Origin of the sequence: Sphingobacterium suaedae, assembly GCF_042684625.1 — a bacterium.
GTDB classification, from domain to species: Bacteria; Bacteroidota; Bacteroidia; order Sphingobacteriales; family Sphingobacteriaceae; genus Sphingobacterium; species Sphingobacterium suaedae.
In genome coordinates this window covers 504023-525079 of sequence record NZ_JBHULR010000003.1, presented here as the reverse complement: position 1 = coordinate 525079, position 21057 = coordinate 504023, and the positions used below count along the sequence as shown (strand labels likewise).

Here is a 21057-nt window from a genome sequence, read left to right as displayed (position 1 = left end):
CCTAAGGAGAAGCCGCCTGAACGATACGCCCTCGTGGGTGTACCGTTCAGGCGGCATTCATCGTCTTCGAAGGAAAACGATGAAAACGCGGGCTTTATGTTGTCGTCCAAGCGTTCGCACCATGGATCACTAGATATTCTTCCCGTCAAACCAAATACAACCCTGAAGCAATCCGAAGTGCAGTATCATTTTTACAGAATTTCGGCCAGAAAATTTCCGGTTTGATGGATAATAGCCCGTTTGTTTATGATCTCATTTAAGTTGATTTCGCCGATCACGTATTTGAAGTTCTCGCCATAAAAACGCTCCGATATGGAATTGAACTGCAATTGGGATAACGTTTCTTCTTCTGCATAACGGAAATAGACTTTCAATTGGTAATCGGTATTATATGCAATTTGCCCCGCGTCTAGGTGTTTCTTGTATTCATAACGATAGCCGTAACGCAATGCTGTGATGTCGGATAAAACAGCTGAGCCCGTTGGGTGTCCCCCGGCACCTTTACCATAAAAAAACTGCTCATCGGCGAAAGCTGCTTTTACCAGGACACCGTTGTTTTCATTTTCCACATTAAACAGAATATTGTCGCTATGGATAAATTTGGGCAATACATAGAGTACCACTTGATTGGGATCGATTTCTTTTGCCAAAGGAAGAAGCTTGATTTTGAACCCTTTTTCTTTAGCGAAGCGGATGTCTTGCTCACCCAGTTTGTCGATACCTAAGTTCAATATGGTTTCTGGATCAACGTAGATACCGTAAGCATGGGAAGCTACAATGGCTAACTTATATTTCGGGTCATAACCGCCCACATCCAACGTCGGATCTGTTTCTGCGAAACCCAATTCCTGGGCTTTACGTAATGCGGTGTCGTAGCTTTGGTTTTCATTAAAGATCTTTGACAAAATATAGTTGGAGGATCCGTTGAAAATACCACTCACGGAATGGAGAAGCTCATTATCATAATATTCTTCCAAATTGCGAATGATAGGTATACTTCCACAGACAGCACCTTCATACAAGAGGGAAGTACCATATTCTTGTTGGATCTCGGCCAGTTCCTCCAGATGTGTAGCAATCATTTTTTTGTTGGCCGACACCACATTCTTCCCAGATTTCAATGCGCGTTTGGTAATCTCAAAAGCGGCCTCAGCATCGTCGATGAGTTCAACCACGGTATTGATTTCGGTATCGCCCAAGATCGCCTCGGCATCTGTCGTAAATAACTCCGCCGGCAGACTTCTCTTTTTATCTGCATTTTTGATGACGAACTTTTTGATTTCTAGGTTTAATTTTTTTGTTTTTATAATGTCGTACAATCCTTGCCCTACAACTCCAAACCCAAACATGCCGATGATTAATTTGTTACTCATTGTTTTTCTCTATCTATATATGTTGTCTTAAACTGTTTTTTCGTGTATTATACCGCGCGGTGTGGCCTCGCTTTCCTGTAGAAATTTTCCAATAATATCGGTCAATGTGGCGGTTTCGATAAGAAAGCCATCGTGTCCATACCGTGAATGTAGTTCATAATACGTGGCACGCGGGATGTGGCGGGCAATGAACTCCTGTTCTACCGATGGAAATAGTACGTCTGTTGGAATCCCGATCACGAGAGTCTCCGGTTCGAAATCCGCCAGCGTTTGTGCCACAGATTCCCGATTCCGACCCAAATGATGGCTATCCATGGCTTTTGTCAGATACCAATAACTGTATGCATTAAAACGACGGACGAGTTTGTCTCCTTGATAACGTTGGTAGGACGAAGCCCGATACTCGTCGATCTTATCCGTGTCTGTTTCCTGTTGGGTAGCCGTATAGGTATCGTGGTTCCGGTAAGAAAGCAACGCGATGCTTCGTGCGGCTTTGAGTCCAGAAAAACCACCATCTGGACGGTCCTCATAAAAAGTAGCGTCTGCCGCTATCGCCAACCGCTGACTTTCATTGAATGCGATGCCCCATGGAGAAGACTGTGCACAGGTGCCGATAGCAATCAAACGGTTGATGCGAATGGTTTTAGCTGCAGTCCACTCCAGCACTTGCTGCCCACCGAGAGATCCTCCGATCAGAATATCGATAGTCGTAATGCCCAGATGGTCGGCCAACCGCTGATTGGCACGTACAATGTCCCGTATTGTAAATTGTGGAAAGGTTAAGTAGTACGGTTTACCCGACTGCGGGTTGATACTTAATGGGCTAGTAGTCCCGTAAGCCGATCCTAAAACATTGGCACAAATGATAAAATAATCGTTTGGATTAAACAACTCATGCTCGCCAAACAATCCAGGCCACCAATCAAGCACATCTGAATTGGCTGTTAAGGCATGACAAACCCACACCACATTGTCTTTACGGTCGTTCAGTTCGCCATACGTGTGATAAGCAATGGTCAACTCGTCGAGCTTTGCTCCGCTTTCCAACAAAAATGCGTCTGCCGATTTATGTATTCTCAAACTCATGTGTTCCATGCATTATCCACGAAGGACGTTCTCAATTAATTTTATCAAAAGCTTGTTGTATGTCCTGTTTAATATCATCTATATGTTCTATACCAACTGATAATCGCAATTGCCCCGGGTATACGCCCGCAGCTTGTTGTGCCTCTTCAGACAATTGTTGATGGGTCGTCGCTGCTGGATGTATAATTAATGTTTTCGCGTCGCCCACATTGGCTAGGTGACTGATTAATTCCAGTGCATCAATAAATTCATCGGCCTTGCTTGCGCCGCCTTTAATCGTAAAAGATAACACAGATCCGTATCCATTTTTCAAGTATTTCTGCGCGTTTTGATGGTAAGGATGGCTTTTAAGTCCGGGATAACTGACTTTTTCAACCTGCGGATGCGCTTCTAGCCATTGCGCGATCTCCAGTGCATTGTCTATATGTCGCTGTACACGAAGGGACAACGTTTCAAGCCCTTGTACAAGTAAGAACGAATTGAATGGCGACAAGGCCGGACCGAAGTCGCGTAAGCCTTCCACACGGGCACGTATGATAAATTGTATGTTGCCAAAAGGGCCATTTGGACCAAATACATCGGCAAACACCAGTCCATGATATCCCTCAGACGGCTCCGAGAATTGTTTAAATTTGCCATTTCCCCAGTTGTAATTGCCACCATCAATAATGACACCGCCTATACTTGTCCCATGTCCACCAATCCATTTCGTAGCCGATTCAACGACGATATGAGCGCCATGTTCTAATGGCTTAAAGAGGTAGCCCCCTGCACCAAAGGTGTTGTCTACGATAAGCGGAAGATCATACTTCTTTGCCAATGCCGCAATTTTTTCGAAATCCGGAATATTGTAGCTTGGATTCCCGATAGTTTCCACATAAATTGCCTTAGTGCGTTCGTCAATTAACGGCTCAATTTGTTCGGCATCGCTATCGGCCGCAAATCGAGCCTCTATACCTAAACGCTTAAAAGATACCTTAAATTGGTTATAGGTACCACCATACAGATTTGAACCCGCCACAAAATTATCACCGCTTTCTAAGATATTCGTCAAGGCAATAAATTGTGCTGCCTGTCCCGAAGCGACAGCGAGGGCAGCGACACCACCTTCAAGCGCTGCGATTCGCTTTTCGAACGCATCGGTAGTGGGGTTCATAATACGAGTATAGATGTTTCCAAATTGCTTTAAGGCGAACAGGTTGGCTCCGTGTTCCGCATTTTCAAACACATAGGATGTTGTTTGATAAATGGGAAGAGCCCTTGAGCCTGTTGTAGGGTCAACTTCCTGACCTGCATGAACTTGCAGGGTTTCGAATTTTAAGTTTCTATTTGATGACATAGTATAGAATATTTTAAAGGTTTACTAAATAGTATATCGGTATACTCCAGGGACAAAGGGGAGGGTGGTCGTTCGGGCATAAGGCCATGGAATAGGAGGGAGTTCGTCCTACCTTGTGTGGCCGGGAACGACTAACGCATTCGCGTAGTCAAAACCATGTTCCCTGTTGTTATGCGTCTAGGGTATAAAAATGCCGTATAAGAATGTACTGTTGTAAGTGCTATCATTGTCTTATGTCATTTATATGCTCCAAAGCATTATTACTTTGGACAGGAATTGGCACCTTTTCAATGCTATTGAAGGTTGCCAGTGGGTCATCGAGCCAGTCTCTCGCCACTTCTTTATAAATCAAGACCTAGCTTTCGGAAGGTGTTGATTAGGGTACCACTATCGAAGTACTCCGCAAATATAACCGTTTTTCAATAGAATACAAATTTTATTTGGAATCCAGTTTGATAACCCGCCATGAGATTCCGTTGGGGAAGCATCATGCGGCTGTTTGAAGAAGACCATGGTATTCGCAGAACATTCCTAATAAAAAAAACCTCTTTTAATGAAGAGGCTTTCTCGTGGTGCCAGCTGGATTCGAACCAGCGACACAAGGATTTTCAGTCCTTTGCTCTACCAACTGAGCTATGGCACCTTAAGTTTTTGTTTGAAATCTGTTACTTTCAGATTTTGGTGGTGCCAGCTGGATTCGAACCAGCGACACAAGGATTTTCAGTCCTTTGCTCTACCAACTGAGCTATGGCACCTTAAGTTTTTGTTTGGAATCTGTTACTCTCAGATTTTGGTGGTGCCAGCTGGATTCGAACCAGCGACACAAGGATTTTCAGTCCTTTGCTCTACCAACTGAGCTATGGCACCGTTACAACATTGATTTCCTTTGTTGCGTTGCAAATCTAGGGTCTTTTTTTGAATTCTAAAACTTTTGTTCTAATTATTTTTAGTGCATTTTTCAACTGGTTGATTCTGATCAAGATAAAATTACATCAAATAAACACTGCACTGAGTCAAATACGCTATCTTTGCACTTCACAAAATTAGTATGAGTAAAAAAGGTAGAGTTTTGGTTGCAATGAGTGGCGGAGTAGATAGTTCAGTTGCAGCCGTTATGTTGCATGAGCAGGGCTACGAGGTCATTGGCATTACGATGAAAACTTGGGATTATGCATCCGCCGGTGGCTCTTCGAAAGAAACCGGCTGTTGCAGTCTCGATAGTATAAACGATGCTCGTTCTCTAGCCGTAGGATATGGTTTCCCTCATTATATATTGGACATACGCGACGAATTTGGTGATTATGTCATCGACAATTTTGTAGACGAATATATTGCCGGACGCACGCCAAATCCTTGTGTCCTTTGCAATACCCACATCAAATGGTCAGCATTGATGAAACGCGCGGATAAATTGGACTGTGAGTTTATTGCGACCGGACATTATGCGAATATTCGTATGCACGACAATGGTCGATACGTCATCTCTAAAGGGAGGGACGAAAATAAGGATCAATCTTATGTGCTGTGGGGCGTGTCGCAGGAAAATTTGGCCCGAACGCAGTTTCCATTAGGGAATTTTACAAAAAAAGAAATCCGCCAGATGGCCTTAGAAATGGGACAAGAGGAGCTGGCGCAAAAGTCAGAAAGTTACGAGATTTGCTTCGTCCCGGATAACGATTATCGGGCTTTCCTTCGACACAAACGACCGACGTTAGATGAAGAAATCGGACCAGGAAATTTTATTTTGGCAGATGGTACGGTGGTTGGGAAGCACATTGGGTATCCATATTTTACAATCGGACAACGTAAAGGATTGGGTATCGCATTAGGCAAACCTATGTTTGTTATTGAGATTTTACCGGAGAGCAATTCTGTCGTATTGGGAGAAGAGCACGAATTGGAAAAATCACAAGCCCTTGTGCGTGATATCAACTTAATCAAGTATGCATCACTTAGTGAACCCATGGAAGCCGTGACAAAAATTCGCTATAAGGACGCAGGGGCCCAGTCGATCCTGACGCAACGGGGAAATGTAATGCAAGTCGATTTTACACACAACGTTAAAGGTATTGCGCCCGGACAATCGGCTGTATTCTATGAAGGTAATGATCTACTGGGAGGCGGATTCCTAATGAAGTAACTGTCTTGCAGCCCGTGCATATATCGTCTGAACGATGCATTACCAGTGGCCCAATACATAAAATAAAAAGGACTGTCTTAACAGTCCTTTTTTATGAAAAAGAATCGGCTTCTTACAATTTGCCGATTTCTTGTGCTAAGTCGATGATTTTGTTGGAATACCCCCACTCGTTATCGTACCAAGAAACAACTTTGACGAAATTGTCATTCAAGGAAATACCCGCTTTAGCGTCGAAGATAGATGTACGAGCATCTCCCAAGAAATCCGAAGATACGACTTCATCTTCCGTATATCCTAAAATGCCTTTCAACTCACCTTCAGAAGCGTCTTTCATTACTTTTTTAATATCTTCGTAAGAAGCTCCTTTTTGTAAGCGAACTGTTAAATCGACAACAGAAACATCTGCTGTTGGTACACGAAGGGACATACCGGTCAATTTACCTTTCAGCTCTGGAAGAACAAGACCTACTGCTTTCGCCGCTCCTGTAGAAGAAGGTATAATGTTTTGGTAGGCTCCGCGACCACCTCTCCAGTCCTTCGCAGAAGGTCCGTCTACAGTTTTTTGCGTAGCTGTTACCGCATGTACGGTCGTCATCAAACCTTCAACAATACCAAAATTGTCGTTCAATACTTTAGCAATAGGTGCTAAACAGTTTGTGGTACAAGAAGCGTTGGAAACGATCGTGTATTCTGCTTTTAACTCTTTGTTGTTGACTCCCATAACAAAAGTAGGCGTGTCGTCTTTAGCAGGAGCAGACATCACTACTTTTTTAGCACCAGCATCAATATGTTTCTGCGCCAGTTCTTTCGTTAAAAAGAAGCCTGTAGATTCGATAATCACCTCGGCACCTACTTCGTCCCATTTTAAGTTGGCTGGATCTTTTTCGGCAGTAATACGAATAGTTTGGCCGTTCACGATTAGATGGCCGTCTTTCACTTCAACTGTACCGTCGAACTTCCCATGTGTCGAATCATATTTAAGCATGTATGCTAGATAATCCGGTTCTACCAAATCATTGATTCCAACAATTTCGATATCGCTGCGGTTAATCGCTGCTCTAAATGCTAAACGGCCAATACGGCCGAATCCGTTAATTCCAATTTTCATTTTACTAATTTTTATTAATGTAATACTTTACTAGATTTTGAACTGGTTCTTTAATAATCGAACCTATATTTAACCCATATTCGCTACCCACTTCACGAAGCCAATCGGCGTAGTTGTTTGCGACTGAACCTGTGAAATTGAACTGACTATCAGGATAACTTTCCGATAAGGGAAGCAAATAGGTTTTTACATAGATCTCTAACCCTTTTTTTATGTGCTGTGTCATATAAGGCTCTTCTCTATTATCGTAGATGAAGTCTGCAAAGCTTGTTAGGAAAAGGTTAGGATTAGGATTGTAATATACTCGGTCTAAGATAAGACGCCTGTCGAGGTTGTATTTTTGCAGCAGTTTCTCGCGAACTCCCGTAGGCATGGTTTCGGTCAGGAAGTCTTTAAGCAACTGCCTACCCAACCAATTCGTGGATCCTTCATCAGCCAAGATGTAACCTAAGCCGTAATTGTTCGGGAGTAGCTTTTTTCCATTGTAATAGGCTGCATTGGAGCCACTGCCGATTATGCCAACAACGCCTTTTTCGTCGCCAAAGGTTGAAATCGCCGAGGCCAACACATCGTGGCTAGCTTTCACTTTGGCATTTTTAAAAAACTGGGCGAATACCCTCTCAATCTTCTCTTGTCGGTCAACAGAAGATGCTCCAGCTCCAAAAAAATAGATCTTACGGATTTTCTCGGCATTGTTAATAAGGTGATTACTCTTGTTAAGCAGCTGTAGAATGTAGCGTTCGTCCTGAATATACGAATTAATACCCGAGGTGCGAAACCCATGTAACACACGGTTTTTGTCGGCAATGCGCCAATCGGCATATCGGGAACCACTAAATACAACTACAATCATACCAATATTAAATAGCCATTATCTTTGCAATCTCTACCAAATCTTCGTTCAACTTAAGCTCTTTTTTGCTTAAAGCTTCTTCTAGTGGAGTAGTGACCATCTCCGATCCACGTATTCCGATCGTCGAACGCGTGTTTCCTTTCAACAGTTCGTTGACCGCTGCGTATCCCATTCGGGTTGCCAAGACGCGATCCGCGCTACTGGGAGCTCCTCCACGTTGAAGATGTCCTAAGATACTAACTTTTGTGTCAAAATAATCAAATTTTTCCTTCACTCGTTTGGCAACATTGGTTGCGCCTCCGTTTTTATCGCCTTCAGCCACGATAACGATCATGGATGACTTATTGCGATCGGCGCCATGTTCCAACATTTCGATAAGTTCGTCAATAGCGGTGTCTTTCTCTGGGAGCATGATCGCCTCTGCGCCGCCAGCAACGCCGGCATTTAATGCAATACAACCAGAGTCTCGGCCCATAACTTCAACGAAGAATAGCCTGTTGTGCGAGGCTGCTGTATCACGGATTTTATCGATGGCATCGATGACCGTATTATTTGCCGTGTCATAGCCTATCGTAAGATCCGTCCCGTTTAAATCATTATCAATGGTGCCCGGAATGCACATCACCGGGATATCATGTTCTCGGGAAAATATTTCCGCACCCGTAAAGGTGCCGTCTCCGCCAATAGCGATCAGCGCGTCTACACCTGCAGCTTGCAGATTCCTATACGCTTGCGCTCTTCCCTCGGGGGTTTTAAACTCCATACAGCGTGCGGTCTTCAGAACGGTACCTCCTTTCTGAATGATAGAACTTACGGACCTACTGTTCATATCGAACATCGAATTCTCGATCATCCCTTGATAACCGTGATAAATTCCGGTCACTTGTTTGCCATGGTATAAGGCTGTTCGTACGGCAGCACGAATGGCTGCATTCATGCCAGGAGCATCTCCCCCAGACGTAAAAACACCTATTCTTGTTATTTCTTTCACTCGATTACTCATTTTAGGTATTACGAATATAGTGTGTATTTTCTACACTATTAAATTTTTTTTGCTTTTTTTGGATTATTGTGATATAATTGGGGAAGATTGTTACAAACAAACGTTTTTAAACGAAGACTTAAATTTGAGATTATTTTGCAGACTCATTTTACAATAGATTGTGTTATATACAGTTTTAACGAGGGAAAGCTTCAGCTATTATTGACAGAACGGAATGAATATCCATATAAAGATTGGTGGGCCTTACCCGGATTTTTCGTCGAAAAAGATGAAGAGATGGAAGATGCGGTGAAGCGCATCTTATACGAGCATACTGGTCTTAAAGATATTTTTATGGAACAGCTTGGAGCCTTTGCCGGGGTCAAGCGCCATCCGCAGGGCCGTATCTTGACTGTAGCATTCTCGACAATCGTTAAATATGAAGATGTAAAATCGAAAATTAAACCGATTACATCGTACATGAGACAAGCGAAGTGGTTTTCGATAGAAGACTTGCCCGAGTTGGCATTCGATCATTACCAAATTATAGAACAAAGCTTACGAAAACTGAAAGAAAGTGTGAATTACTCGACCGTAGTATACGAATTACTGCCAGAAAAATTTACCCTCACACAACTACAACAAGCGTACGAAGCCATTTTAGGCAAGTCTCTTGACAAACGCAACTTCAGAAAAAAGATCGCAAATGCTGGATTTCTGAAAGAACTGCAAGAGGTACAGAAAGGCGTATCCTATCGTGCTGCACGCCTCTATAAATTCGACCGACGTAAGTTTCAAAAGCAAATCGGTATGGAGTAAAGCATACTGCGTCAATACGATATCCATTGTTAATTTACTGTTAAATTACAATTCTTTTCGAATTGTTTCTTTGTAGCTATGTAGCTTTTTTATATTTTTGAACGTTTTTAGAAAAAAGTCAAAAAGTATAAAGGTAAAAAATGGAGACGAAGAAAGATCAGATCGTCCAAGTGGCATTAAAAAGATTTGCGCATTATGGGTTTAATAAAACGACCATGAGCGAGATTGCTGTCGATCTGAACATAACTAAGGCTAACCTATATTACTACTACCCGGATAAAAATTCCTTGATTAAAGACGTCTTGGTATTTATTTCAGAAGACATCATTCGTAATGAATATAAGCTGTTGGATACGTATAGTGAAAACTTATTGACTATTTTATTTCAACTTTTGGAGCTGCGGGCAGAGTATTTAAAGGAGTATTACGTCTTACACATTAGTGAAAACCTCGAATGGATTAAGGGGCAAGGTGTGGGTACAGTACTGGAGAAGATGCACAATAAAGATGTGGTGGTGATGCGCGAATTGTTTCAGCGCGCGGTCGATGCACGCGAAATCGTGCTAGACGACGTAGATGAGGCTGCAACCTCTTACTTAGAGGTGATTAAAGGACTGAGCCTGATCCGCAGCGTGGCCGATGTACTGTCGGGTATGCCGAACGCATATAATGTGGACGAGATTTTAGCTAGTCAGAAGCGGGTGACTAAATTTATGTTTAGTAATAAATTAATAAGTAAAAATTAGTTTTTAGATAATCTTTTGAAGATGAAATTCAAATTTTTGAGTGTTTTAACGGTAGGGCTGCTTGGTTCATGGGGGTATGCACAAGCGCAGGAAACTTTAACGTTGCAACAAGCCGTTAAGTTTGCATTGGAAAATAAGGTAGACGCCCAAAAGGCGAAACTGGATGTGGACAATGCACAGTATAAAATTGATGAGGTCCGGTCTGGGGCTCTTCCGCAAGTGAGTGGATCCGGAACGTTGACCTATAACCCGATGCTGCAAAAGAGTGCATTGCCAGGGGATCTTATCGGTCAGCCAGGTACTACGGTCATGGTAGCTTTTGGGCAGAAATGGCAGTCGAACGCGACGCTCACCGTGAATCAGCAGATCTTTAATCAGGCTTTATTCACGGGGCTAAAAGCGGCAAGTACGACCCGTGAATTTTATCAGATTAACAAAGATCTGACAGATGAACAGCTCATTGAAAAAGTGGCCAATGCCTATTACCAAGTTTTTCAATCGCGTTTGCAGGAGGAGACTATTGAAACCAATTTGGCCAATACAGAGAAAAATAGAAAAGTCATTCAGGGACTGGTGGATGCGGGGCTGGCAAAGCGAATTGACTTGGACAGAACGACTGTGCAGGTGAACAATTTACAGGCACAGCTTCAACAGGCAAAAAATACGTCAGAAATTCAAGAAAATGCATTGAAATTTGCTATAGGAATGGACGTTTCTCAACCTATTGACATGCCGAAAGAAACATTTGCGATCGACGCAGAAATCCTCGAGCTTCAACAAGTCGACGTGGAAGGACGTACCGAAGTTCGTCTCTTGGAAAAGCAAACGGAGTTGTTGGAGCTGGATAAAAAATCGGCCATCGCCGACTACTATCCAACACTTTCCTTTACGGGTAATCTAGGTTATTTGGGAATGGGACAAACGTTTCCGATTTTTTCGAAAAATGAAGGGGTGAATTGGTCCGGATTTTCGGGATTAGGGCTTAATTTGAGTATACCGATCTTCAATGGAGGGAAAACAAAAGCGCAGATCAGTCAAAAAAATGTAGCGATCCTGCAAGCGAAAGCTGATTTACAAGATACGAAATTAGCGTTGAACATGGCCAATGAAAATGCCAGAACACAAATAAAAAATAGCCTATTGACCATAAATTCAAGTCAGGCCAATGTGAAACTGGCTAAGGAAGTATTGGACAATACACAAAATAACTATAGAAACGGTTTGGCAACATTAACAGAGCTGTTGGACGCCGAGAATTCGTATGCAGATGCGCAAACGAACTATAACACGGCATTGCTAAACTACAAAGTAGCAGAGGTGCAACTCATAAAAGCAAAGGGGAATTTAAAAACACTAGTAAACGAATAACTAACTTTTATATGAAACGAGTAATAATTGCGGTAGTTATCATCGCAGCAGCATTAGCAGGTATTATGTTTTTGTTGAACAAGAATAAAGCGAAGAACGAAGCTCAGACTGCGGTCGTTGCCGAGAAAAATGCGGCTGTCGCTGTGCGCGCGGATGTGGCAGACTTGCGTGAGGTAAATGCACAGTACATCAGTAATGGCGTTTTTGCGCCCAAACAAGAGGTTAAGCTGGCTGCGGAAGCTGCAGGCCGCGTAATTCGCGTATTGGTCGACGAAGGAGATTTTGTACGCGCGGGGCAAACGTTGGCCATCGTAAACGGCGACAAACAGTCGATCAACGTCAACAATGCACAAGCAAATTTTAACAATGCAAAATCGGAACTGTCTCGCTTTGAAAGTGCATATGCCACGGGAGGAGTTACCCAGCAGCAAGTCGAACAGGCACGTCTACAGTTAGAAAATGCAAAAAATAATTTGAAAACAGCCCAGATCTCAGCATCTGATTTAAATGTCACCGCATCTTTTGCTGGTGTTGTTAATAAAAGAAGTATTGAACCTGGATCATATGTAAACGCTGGAACAGAGATGTTTGAGATTGTGAATGTTTCCACGTTGAAGTTATTGGTTAATGTTGATGAGAAAAACATCGGACAAGTGAAGGTCGGACAATCGATCAAAGTCGAATCCACTGTATTGCCAGATCAAACGTTCAATGGTACCGTAAAGTTTATTGCGCCCAAAGCGGATGCTAGCCTTAACTTTCCGGTAGAATTGGAAATTAGGAACAACACGGCAAATGATCTGAAAGCCGGGATGTATGGAACTGCTTATTTCGGAGGCGAAGGAGTGGTGAACGTTTTGACCGTGCCACGTACTGCATTTGTGGGTAGTGTAAGTTCTAATCAGGTATTTATCGTAGAAAACGGCAAGGCGGTGTTAAAAACAGTCGTGGCAGGCCGAAGTTTCGGCGATTATATCGAAATTATCTCGGGAGTCGAGAAAGGAACACAAGTCATAACATCCGGTCAGATTAATTTACTGGATGGAACACCGATTCAAATTATTAAATAATAAGCTGAAATCTAGTCGATGAAAATTGCAGAAATATCTATAAAGAGACCAAGCATCATTATTGTATTATTTATAATACTGACGCTTGGTGGTATCTTTTCGTATACCCAAATGGGGTATGAGCTGATACCGAAATTTGAAGTGAACGTTATCACTGTGCAAACGGTGTATCCCGGTGCTGCACCTTCGGAAGTAGAGACTTCGGTCACAAAGGTCATTGAGGACGCGGTCGCTAGTTTGGAGAACGTTAAAAAAATTGAATCTAAATCGATGGAGTCTGTATCCGTCGTGATGATCACCTTAAACACCGGAGCCGACGTTAACTTCTTATTGACGGATGCTCAACGGAAAATCAATGCGGTGGTGAACGAGCTGCCCGACGACGTGGAGACACCAGCGCTTTCTAAATTCTCCTTAGATGACGTACCGATTATGAACCTCTCGGTCACCTCAAAATTGTCGGAAAAGGATCTGTATGATTTGTTAGACCAAAAAATTCAGCCGGTCTTCGCGCGGATAAATGGTGTTGCTAAGGTGGATATGATCGGTGGTGAGGAACGCGAAATTCAGGTGAGCGTAAATCCAGATAAATTAGAGGGCTACGGCTTATCAATTATGCAATTGCAGCAAACGATTGCCGCCTCGAACTTGGATTTCCCGACAGGAAATGTGAAGACGCGCGACAACCAAACTACACTGCGTTTGTCTGGTAAATTTGCATCGATTGATGAATTACGTAATCTACCCGTCAAAACACCTGGAGGAGTAATGATCCGTTTGAGTGACGTGGCTGATGTACAGGATGGAATCAAAGACGTCGAGAAGATATCGCGTATCGATCGCCAAAATACGATTATGTTGCAGGTGTATAAGCAATCGGATGCGAACGCGGTAGAGGTATCTGAATTTGTTCGCGGTATGATCGGCACGGTTCAGAAGGATTACACGCAACAAAATGTAAAGGTGGAAATTGCAAACGATACGACCGAATACACCTTGACGGCTGCTGACAACGTGGTACACGACTTAATGATTGCAATTGGTTTAGTCGCGTTCATCATGTTATTCTTCTTACACAGTTTACGCGATGCATTCATCGCGGTAGTGGCGATCCCGTTGTCCTTAATTGCTACGTTTATTTTCTTGAATATCCTTGGTTATACCTTGAATCTGATGTCCCTGTTGGGCTTGTCCCTTGTCGTCGGTATCTTAGTCGATGATGCCATCGTGGTTATTGAAAATATCCACCGACACATGGAAATGGGTAAGAATAAGGTGCGTGCAGCTTACGACGGTGCAAAAGAAATTGGTTTCACCGTATCGGCGATTACGCTTGTAATTGTTGTTGTATTCTTGCCGATCGCGTTATCTTCTGGTCTGGTATCGGATATCCTACGCCAATTCTGTGTAACAGTCGTCGTATCGACGTTGTTGTCCTTGTTGGTGTCTTTTACGGTTGTTCCTTGGTTGTATTCCCGTATCGGCAAGCTTTCCCATATCGACAAGCACACGTTCTTTGGTCGTATTCTTCACGGTTTCGAAGCGGGGCTTACTAAATTAACGCATTGGATTTCCGGTATTTTAGAATGGGCCCTGAAAGGCCGTTGGAATAAAGTGATTACATTGTTGGTGTCTTTGGTATTGCTTATAGCGTCATTTGTTTTAGTCGGAAAAGGTTATATCGGTTCGGATTTCTTTCCAGGAAATGATAAAGGAGAATTCTATTTGCAAATAGAAATGAACAAGGACGCGTCGCTCGAGCAAACAAACTTTATGACGCAGAAAGCGGAAGCATATTTGTCGAAAAAACCGGAAATCGAACGCACAATTACGACTGTGGGTCAGGCGTCTGACGGGATGATGAATACCTCTGGTACCAAATATAAATCAGAAATTCATATTATCCTAGCGGATGGCTTTAACAAAACTGAACCAACAAAAGTGTATTCCGCTAAGTTGAAGCGGGAGATGGAAAATGTATTGGTAGGTGCAAAGATCAAAACCGTAAACATGGGTATTATGGGTGCAGAGCAAGCTCCTTTAATGCTTACGGTAATTGGGTCGTCGCAGGAGGATGCGTTGGAAACCGCGCGTAAATTTGCGGATCTGCTCCGTAACGTGTCCGGTGCGTCTGAAATTAAGTTGACTTCTGAAGATGGTAATCCGGAGATTAGTGTGAAAGTGGATCGTGACAAAATGACGTCGCTCGGTCTAGACGTGTCCACCGTGGGGATGACCATGCAAACAGCGTTCTCGGGAAATACAGATACGAAATTTCGAGCGGGAGATACAGAGTACGACATCAACATCCGTTTCGATGAAATTGGGCGCGGTAACATAGGCGACGTACAGAACTTGAAGTTTATCAATAATGAAGGACAGGCAATACGTTTGGAGCAGTTTGCCGATGTATCGTATACTTCGGGACCGACTCTCTTGGAGCGCCGTGATAAATCACCTTCGGTATCGGTACAGGCGCAGGTCGTCGGTCGTCCGGCGGGATCCGTAGCAGCCGACTGGCAAACCGAATTTGAAAAGGTACAATTAAAGCCGGGGGTGTCCTACAAGTGGGGAGGAAACATGGAAAACCAAGAAGAAGGTTTTGGTACGTTAGGGATTGCATTGCTAGCCTCCATTATGTTAGTTTACTTGGTTATGGTCGCATTGTATGACAACTTCGTAACGCCATTCGTGGTTTTATTCTCTATCCCATTGTCGTTTATCGGTGCGTTATTGGCACTTGCGTTGGCAAATCAGTCGTTAAACATCTTCACCATATTGGGGATTATCATGCTGATCGGTCTGGTCGCTAAAAATGCCATCATGCTGGTGGATTTTGCCAATCATAAGAAAGATGCTGGAGCAAGTACGTATGATGCGTTGATCGCAGCCAACCACGCTCGTTTCCGTCCGATCCTTATGACAACGATTGCCATGGTAATCGGTATGGTGCCTATTGCGTTAGCACAGGGTGACGGAGCTGACATGAACCGTGGTTTGGCGATTGTCATCATTGGTGGTCTTTTATCCTCCTTATTCTTGACATTGGTTGTCGTGCCGGTAGTGTACTCTATTTTCGACAGTTTAGGCAGACGATTCGGAAAGAAGAAAAAGTTGAACTACGCAGAAATGATGACTGCTGACTATGAAGAGAATGAAGACTATGTCGACGAAATGGCCGTCAAACACTAATTAGCGTCTCTAAAACATTATTAGGCCAGCATCCCGCATGCTGGCCTATTTTTTTAGTGAAAACTAAGCACGATTTTTGCTCCTGCTTCCATATAAACCTGTCTGTAAATCGAAAAATGGCATAGTACACCATATAGGTATATTTTTTAACCCATAAAAAAAGGAGGTCTATTATGAATCTAGTCCAAAAAATTGAACGGTGGGGAGATAATCATCACCCGCGTTGGCTGGATATCTTACGCATCATGTTGGGGATCATTATTTTTGCAAAAGGTGTTAGTTTTATTGGCGATAGGGAGGCCGTAGCCGAACTTATTCGACAAACGCATTTTCAACTTTCGATCTGGTCTGCTGTACACTACGTTGTGTTTGCCCATTTGGTCGGCGGACTTTTTATCATGTTGGGTTTCCAGACTCGTTTTGCGGCTCTGGTGCAGATTCCTATTTTAATTGGTGCGGTCTTTTTCGTTAATATTACGAATGGCTTCAGTTTTCTGAATTCTGAGTTTTGGCTTTCATTAGTCGTATTCGTCTTACTTTTGGTGTTTCTTGTCACGGGATCCGGAAAGTATTCCTTAGATCAAATGATGAATAAGCCCGGATACGCACGGGATATTTAAAAGAAAAAGGTCATGCTGCAAGCATGACCTTTTTCTTTTACCAGATCTTGATACGATCTTCTTGTGCTTTATACATTTTGTCACCCGGTTTGGTTCCAAATGCTTCGTGGAACGCATCCAGGTTAACAATTGGTGCAAACGCACGGTATTGAGCGGGGGAATGGGGGTCGGTTTTTACCTGATTAACGACAAATTCATCTGTTGTCTTTGTTCGCCAGATGGTGGCCCAGGATAGGAAAAAACGTTGTTCTGGTGTAAAACCGTCTATTAGGCCGGGATTTCCTTTATCCTTAAGATACATCTTCAATGCATCGAAAGCAACGGATGAGCCTCCCAAGTCGCCAATATTTTCGCCCAATGTGAAGCGTCCATTAACGAATACGCCGGGAACAGGTTCATATGACTCGAACTGGGCAACCAACGCGTTGGTCGCCGCGTCAAATTTTTCCTTATCTTCAGGTGTCCACCAATTATTCAGGTTTCCGTTTCCGTCATATTGTGATCCCGAGTCGTCGAATCCGTGTGAAAGTTCGTGACCAATTACAGCTCCTATACCACCGAAGTTCACCGCGGCATCGGCTTTATAATCGTAGAATGGCACCTGTAAAATAGCCGCAGGGAATACAATCTCGTTAAATAATGGACTATAATACGCGTTAACCGTCTGCGGCGTCATACCCCATTCCGATTTGTCTACGGGTTTTCCTTGCTTCGCCAGATTCTCTTGAAAAGCCCAGCTGCTGATCGCTCGGATATTGTCAAAAAGCGATGTGCCTACTGCAAGTTTAGAATAGTCTTTCCATTTATCCGGATAGCCGATTTTAACCTTAAATTTCGATAGTTTTTCCAACGCTTTGGTTTTAGTAGCATCCGACATCCAATCTAAATTTTCAATATGGACGTGAAATGATTTAACGAGGTACTGCACCATTTCTTCGCATGCAGCCTTCGCTTCTGGTGGAAAGTTTTCTTTTACGTACAGCTTACCCAAAAGCTCACCGACAGATCCGTTGACAAATTCCAGCCCTCTTTTCTCCAAGTCTCGTTGTTCTTTCTGTCCACGAAGCTTTCGTCCGTAAAAGTCAAAAGATAGTTCATCCAGTTCTTTCGTTAGGTAGCCGGTCGCGTCATTCATGACGTTGAACTTCAGGTACTCTTTGATTTGCGGAAGGTTTTGAGGCGTTAGGATCTTATCCAGGTTTTCGTAGTACTTCAGTTCGCCAATGATCACCGTATCCGCCGTGAAACCTAATTGTTTGATATATTTAGCTACATCAATGTTTTTTACCATTTTGTTGAGGTCTGCTACCGCTACTGGGTTATACCGCTTTTGCGCGTCACGCGACTCTTCAATGGTTTTTAGGTACGACGCAATCTGCTTTTCGAAAGCAACAATCTTCGGACCCTTTAGATCCTTCGTACGTGGATCAACTTTGCCATATAGCGTAGAGACAAAGTTAGCGTACTGACCTAAGGTTTCCGTATTTTTATCATCCACCTTTTGGTAATAGGAGCGGCCCAAGCCGAGGCCACCGCCGCCGAGATACACCGCGTTCATGTCGCTGTTTTTCATATGTGCGTATACATAGGCCCCAAAAAACGGATTTCCACCTTCTGGCCCCACTTCAACCAAGTAGTTGTATAAATCGTCGAAGTTATCAATGGCATCTATCTTTTCTAAGTAAGGTTTGATCGGATTCAATCCCAGTTTATTTCGCGTTTCAAAATCGACGAAGGATTTGTATAGATCAGCAATTTTTTGTCCATCTGTCCCTTGTTCAAAGGTTTGACCGAGCGATTCTTTTAAGATTTTTAAAACAGCGACGTCTGTGTGTTCCCGCAATTCATCAAACGATCCCCAGCGGGCTTTATCAGATGGAATCTCAACTGTTTTCATCCAGTTGCCATTCACGTAGTTATAAAAATCATCTTGTGGGCGGACAGTGTTGTCCATGTAGGAAAGATTGATCGCCTGGTGTTGCTGGGCGGCGACATATCCTCCAGAAGCCGCTACTAGAGCAGCCATGGCAAGAAATTTTTTCATATAAAGTTATTTAGTTTATTTATGCAAACATAATAAAAGTTGTTTGGAAAAAACGTAACGATTGCGTCTCAGAAACTGCTTTTTTTGCGTAATTTACGGCATGATATGGGAGATTGATGGAACCGAAGTAAGCGTTTTACCGACAGAAACGGATGGGGTTGTTATCGTTCGTTGGGAAGCAGACCGGAAAATAGTACGCATCCCTGCGAAAATCTCCCGAGACGAAGCGACTTGGATCATCCGGGATTTACTGCACATGGCTCCGCGAGAACGCAACGCACCCGCCGAATCGTACCTCGATCTATTCGGTACAAAGTATGCTATTCGACAACAAGATAATATAATGCGTCCATTCATAAAAGATTGTGTAATTTATTGTAATACAGGTATAAATATATGGTCTGTTCGCGTGATTCAACAGGTGAAAAATGAATTGCTCCTTCAGCTTGTTGTTCGAGAGGTCGGCGATTGGGAAGACAGATTGGGCGTACTCGTGCCAAAAGTTGCCCTTCGTGCAAACAAAAAGAGACCGTTTAAGGTTTGTCCTGAAAAGAGGTGTATTTATTTCGACAGAGGGCTCGTGCGGTTTTCACAGTATCAAATAGCCTACTTAGTAGCATGTGCTATGCTTGACTTTACGTCCGATGGGAATCAGAAAATCGTGAGCTGGTTAGCGAAAAATTATCCGGATAGTAAAATCATAAACAAAATTGTTGCCTATGAATATGGAAACCAACATACATATTAAAATACCGCTGCCAATCTTTTTAATGGCCGAATGTCGTCAACACCCCAACATGATCCTGGCTTTATTGACCGAGGATCAAAAACGGCAGGTGCAGGATTTTGTGTTTGACAACCTAACGGACAAGGATGGGAGCCCGGAGGTGACCGATCTTAATGTCAAGCGGTTTCAATTCGATGGGGAACGGCATAAGGGGTCGTTTCGGCTTCATTTTCAAATCAGCCGTCGTTTTTGCTGCTCGGATATTACGGGATGTAATGACGACTATCTTGATTTTACGTTCGATTATGTGAAAGAAGAAATACATGCGTCGGCGCACTACTTTCAATGGAATCTTGATAATTAAATGTTGGATTATCCGTATCGCTATACCGTAAACTGTTCGTCCTTTGCCTATTATTGGCAACATGGGGTCGGTGTAGAGCTACTAAAGCAGCTAGCATCGCCACCTGATTTGGCAAATGCAGATCAGTTAATTCCCTATCTGTTCCAATGGGATAAGCTCGGCGACCAAGTGGTCATTGACCTACATCTCCAAGCAGGGCTACAGCAAGGGAATCAATGGTTGAGCGGTTTCCTGAACGGTGATGATCTTCCGCATCAGGCAAGACATACATTCGATCGCTTTTTTGAAAACATCGATTTGTACCCTCCGTGGTTGAATAAAAACCGCCTCGCTCAAGGACAGGCATTGTGTCAGCGAGCGGGATTGACGGCGCTGGTCGTGCTTCGGGACTATTGCCTTATGGGAGGCTACGAATCGGCAGCGATTAATAAACCTTTGATTTATACAGGGGTCTTAAAAAGAGGTGCTGTTAAGCGACTTATGGATACGGTCGAGTTTTGGGTTCAAATCATGAAACCGGAGAATCTGTCAAAAGGAAAGGAAGGATTGAGACAAATATTTCTGACGCGTATGATTCATTCGTTCTCCCGAGTACAGATTTTATCAAAGACTGATTGGGATACGTCGAAATGGGGCATTCCTATCAATCATTGGGATTTATTAGCGACACAGCTTGGCTTTTCATTGGTGTTCCTCGTTGGATTACGTCGTATGGGGATTTTTCCGTCGGCACAAGAGATCGACGGACTTTTTCATTTGTGGAAGTACATTGGATACCTATTAGGTATACCGCTTGATTTGTTGCCCGAGAACGAGGTACAGGCTATCGAAGCATTATATTATTGGACGATGACCCAACGAGAAGGAGACGACGACAGCAGGAGCCTGGCGCAGGCTCTACAACAGGAACCATTGGAGGCCTTTTATCCGAAAACGGTGCTTATGCGTAAGATGATGCGTGAAATCCATCTTTTCTATAATCATTTTCTGCTCGGAGAGTATTCGTGCCGTTTATTGGGATTGCCGTCTTCCACGATCGGCCGATTTGCGATCGCAAATGTCTGGATGAACCGAAAAGCGGAGCGAAATATGCAGGATCCGACATTTCGAATGCGCAGTATTCGTAAAGGGGCAGAAGAGCAGGAACACGTGCGACAGATTTACCAGTCTTTTTCCCATTCCGAGACAGGAAAAAGACCAGACGTCTACTAACTGACAGAGTCGAC

General features: G+C 43.3%; 18 protein-coding genes, 3 tRNA genes and 1 riboswitch. Of the genes, 11 read left to right on the top strand and 10 right to left on the bottom strand.

Annotation, left to right across the window (positions count from 1 at the left end; translation table 11 throughout):
- A partial coding sequence (locus tag ACFSR5_RS05680; RefSeq protein ID WP_380901598.1) for a hypothetical protein occupies positions 1-225 on the top strand: 225 nt, incomplete at its 5' end.
- On the opposite strand, the gene ACFSR5_RS05675 is transcribed toward ACFSR5_RS05680, so the two are convergent.
- From ACFSR5_RS05675 to ACFSR5_RS05650, 6 genes are all read right to left on the bottom strand, one after another.
- Entirely contained in the window at positions 192-1373 is a 1182-nt protein-coding gene (locus tag ACFSR5_RS05675) for a homoserine dehydrogenase (protein WP_380901596.1), read from the bottom strand. The two genes, ACFSR5_RS05680 and ACFSR5_RS05675, sit on opposite strands and share 34 nt — an antisense overlap.
- Before the next feature lie 27 nt (positions 1374-1400).
- A complete protein-coding gene (locus ACFSR5_RS05670; RefSeq protein WP_380901594.1) occupies positions 1401-2459 on the bottom strand; it encodes a homoserine O-acetyltransferase family protein in 1059 nt (352 codons plus the stop codon).
- Between the two features lie 31 nt (positions 2460-2490).
- A complete protein-coding gene (locus tag ACFSR5_RS05665) occupies positions 2491-3798 on the bottom strand; it encodes an O-acetylhomoserine aminocarboxypropyltransferase/cysteine synthase family protein (RefSeq protein WP_380901592.1) in 1308 nt (435 codons plus the stop codon).
- A 237-nt stretch (positions 3799-4035) separates the two neighbouring features.
- Positions 4036-4148: riboswitch (SAM riboswitch) on the bottom strand.
- A 220-nt stretch (positions 4149-4368) separates the two neighbouring features.
- A tRNA-Phe gene (locus tag ACFSR5_RS05660) sits at positions 4369-4441 on the bottom strand.
- Between the two features lie 36 nt (positions 4442-4477).
- A tRNA-Phe gene (locus tag ACFSR5_RS05655) sits at positions 4478-4553 on the bottom strand.
- 36 nt (positions 4554-4589) lie between these two features.
- Positions 4590-4665 (bottom strand) — tRNA-Phe (locus ACFSR5_RS05650).
- 181 nt (positions 4666-4846) lie between these two features.
- On the opposite strand from ACFSR5_RS05650, the gene mnmA reads away from it, so the two are divergent.
- Entirely contained in the window at positions 4847-5938 is a 1092-nt protein-coding gene (gene mnmA / locus ACFSR5_RS05645; RefSeq protein WP_380901590.1) for a tRNA 2-thiouridine(34) synthase MnmA, read from the top strand.
- Positions 5939-6050: 112 nt separating this feature from the next.
- Here the strand turns inward: mnmA and gap are convergent, their stop codons facing one another.
- Genes gap through pfkA form a run of 3 tightly spaced genes read right to left on the bottom strand, consistent with a single transcriptional unit; the run spans position 6051 to position 8902 of the window.
- A complete protein-coding gene (gene gap / locus ACFSR5_RS05640; RefSeq protein WP_380901588.1) occupies positions 6051-7046 on the bottom strand; it encodes a type I glyceraldehyde-3-phosphate dehydrogenase in 996 nt (331 codons plus the stop codon).
- Positions 7047-7050: 4 nt separating this feature from the next.
- Positions 7051-7899 carry a hypothetical protein gene (locus ACFSR5_RS05635; RefSeq protein WP_380901586.1) on the bottom strand — a complete coding sequence of 283 codons (849 nt, stop codon included), beginning with the start codon at positions 7897-7899 and terminating at the stop codon, positions 7051-7053.
- Positions 7900-7906: 7 nt separating this feature from the next.
- Positions 7907-8902 (bottom strand): 6-phosphofructokinase, encoded by a 996-nt coding sequence (gene pfkA, locus ACFSR5_RS05630; protein WP_380901584.1) that lies wholly within the window; start codon positions 8900-8902, stop codon positions 7907-7909.
- Positions 8903-9037: 135 nt separating this feature from the next.
- Between pfkA and ACFSR5_RS05625 the strand changes: the two genes are divergently transcribed.
- From ACFSR5_RS05625 to ACFSR5_RS05600, 6 genes are all read left to right on the top strand, one after another.
- Positions 9038-9700 (top strand): NUDIX hydrolase, encoded by a 663-nt coding sequence (locus ACFSR5_RS05625; protein ID WP_380901582.1) that lies wholly within the window; start codon positions 9038-9040, stop codon positions 9698-9700.
- A 140-nt stretch (positions 9701-9840) separates the two neighbouring features.
- Positions 9841-10446 carry a TetR/AcrR family transcriptional regulator gene (locus ACFSR5_RS05620; RefSeq protein WP_380901580.1) on the top strand — a complete coding sequence of 202 codons (606 nt, stop codon included), beginning with the start codon at positions 9841-9843 and terminating at the stop codon, positions 10444-10446.
- Positions 10447-10467: 21 nt separating this feature from the next.
- The gene (locus tag ACFSR5_RS05615; protein WP_380901578.1) at positions 10468-11814 is read left to right on the top strand and encodes a TolC family protein; all 1347 of its coding nucleotides are present in this window, start codon (positions 10468-10470) and stop codon (positions 11812-11814) included.
- 11 nt (positions 11815-11825) lie between these two features.
- On the top strand, positions 11826-12884 hold the full coding sequence (locus ACFSR5_RS05610; protein ID WP_380901576.1) for an efflux RND transporter periplasmic adaptor subunit: 1059 nt from the start codon (positions 11826-11828) through the stop codon (positions 12882-12884).
- Between the two features lie 18 nt (positions 12885-12902).
- Positions 12903-16076: an efflux RND transporter permease subunit gene (locus ACFSR5_RS05605; protein WP_380901574.1), complete on the top strand. Its 3174-nt coding sequence runs from the start codon at positions 12903-12905 to the stop codon at positions 16074-16076.
- A 173-nt stretch (positions 16077-16249) separates the two neighbouring features.
- Positions 16250-16696 (top strand): DoxX family protein, encoded by a 447-nt coding sequence (locus ACFSR5_RS05600; RefSeq protein WP_380901572.1) that lies wholly within the window; start codon positions 16250-16252, stop codon positions 16694-16696.
- Between the two features lie 37 nt (positions 16697-16733).
- Here the strand turns inward: ACFSR5_RS05600 and ACFSR5_RS05595 are convergent, their stop codons facing one another.
- A complete protein-coding gene (locus ACFSR5_RS05595) occupies positions 16734-18740 on the bottom strand; it encodes a M13 family metallopeptidase (RefSeq protein ID WP_380901570.1) in 2007 nt (668 codons plus the stop codon).
- A gap of 100 nt (positions 18741-18840) precedes the next feature.
- On the opposite strand from ACFSR5_RS05595, the gene ACFSR5_RS05590 reads away from it, so the two are divergent.
- From ACFSR5_RS05590 to ACFSR5_RS05580, 3 genes are read left to right on the top strand one after another with little or no spacing between them, the layout of a single operon-like run.
- Positions 18841-19488: a YgjP-like metallopeptidase domain-containing protein gene (locus ACFSR5_RS05590; RefSeq protein WP_380901568.1), complete on the top strand. Its 648-nt coding sequence runs from the start codon at positions 18841-18843 to the stop codon at positions 19486-19488.
- Positions 19460-19831, top strand: coding sequence for a hypothetical protein (locus ACFSR5_RS05585; RefSeq protein WP_380901566.1), 372 nt, complete (start codon positions 19460-19462; stop codon positions 19829-19831). The genes ACFSR5_RS05590 and ACFSR5_RS05585 overlap by 29 nt, the downstream gene beginning before the upstream one ends.
- Complete coding sequence (locus ACFSR5_RS05580; RefSeq protein WP_380901564.1) at positions 19832-21043, top strand: oxygenase MpaB family protein; 1212 nt, start codon at positions 19832-19834, stop codon at positions 21041-21043.
- Positions 21044-21057 lie beyond the last annotated feature (14 nt).

Excerpts from the sequence above, each read along its gene's own strand:
- pfkA (WP_380901584.1), bottom strand. The coding sequence starts at position 8,902 with ATGAGTAATCGAGTGAAAGAAATAACAAGAATAGGTGTTTTTACGTCT.
- ACFSR5_RS05605 (WP_380901574.1), top strand. The coding sequence starts at position 12,903 with ATGAAAATTGCAGAAATATCTATAAAGAGACCAAGCATCATTATTGTA.
- ACFSR5_RS05600 (WP_380901572.1), top strand. The coding sequence starts at position 16,250 with ATGAATCTAGTCCAAAAAATTGAACGGTGGGGAGATAATCATCACCCG.
- ACFSR5_RS05615 (WP_380901578.1), top strand. The coding sequence starts at position 10,468 with ATGAAATTCAAATTTTTGAGTGTTTTAACGGTAGGGCTGCTTGGTTCA.
- ACFSR5_RS05665 (WP_380901592.1), bottom strand. The coding sequence starts at position 3,798 with ATGTCATCAAATAGAAACTTAAAATTCGAAACCCTGCAAGTTCATGCA.
- ACFSR5_RS05675 (WP_380901596.1), bottom strand. The coding sequence starts at position 1,373 with ATGAGTAACAAATTAATCATCGGCATGTTTGGGTTTGGAGTTGTAGGG.
- ACFSR5_RS05620 (WP_380901580.1), top strand. The coding sequence starts at position 9,841 with ATGGAGACGAAGAAAGATCAGATCGTCCAAGTGGCATTAAAAAGATTT.
- ACFSR5_RS05610 (WP_380901576.1), top strand. The coding sequence starts at position 11,826 with ATGAAACGAGTAATAATTGCGGTAGTTATCATCGCAGCAGCATTAGCA.
- mnmA (WP_380901590.1), top strand. The coding sequence starts at position 4,847 with ATGAGTAAAAAAGGTAGAGTTTTGGTTGCAATGAGTGGCGGAGTAGAT.
- ACFSR5_RS05580 (WP_380901564.1), top strand. The coding sequence starts at position 19,832 with ATGTTGGATTATCCGTATCGCTATACCGTAAACTGTTCGTCCTTTGCC.
- ACFSR5_RS05595 (WP_380901570.1), bottom strand. The coding sequence starts at position 18,740 with ATGAAAAAATTTCTTGCCATGGCTGCTCTAGTAGCGGCTTCTGGAGGA.
- ACFSR5_RS05585 (WP_380901566.1), top strand. The coding sequence starts at position 19,460 with ATGAATATGGAAACCAACATACATATTAAAATACCGCTGCCAATCTTT.
- ACFSR5_RS05635 (WP_380901586.1), bottom strand. The coding sequence starts at position 7,899 with ATGATTGTAGTTGTATTTAGTGGTTCCCGATATGCCGATTGGCGCATT.
- ACFSR5_RS05590 (WP_380901568.1), top strand. The coding sequence starts at position 18,841 with ATGATATGGGAGATTGATGGAACCGAAGTAAGCGTTTTACCGACAGAA.
- gap (WP_380901588.1), bottom strand. The coding sequence starts at position 7,046 with ATGAAAATTGGAATTAACGGATTCGGCCGTATTGGCCGTTTAGCATTT.
- ACFSR5_RS05670 (WP_380901594.1), bottom strand. The coding sequence starts at position 2,459 with ATGAGTTTGAGAATACATAAATCGGCAGACGCATTTTTGTTGGAAAGC.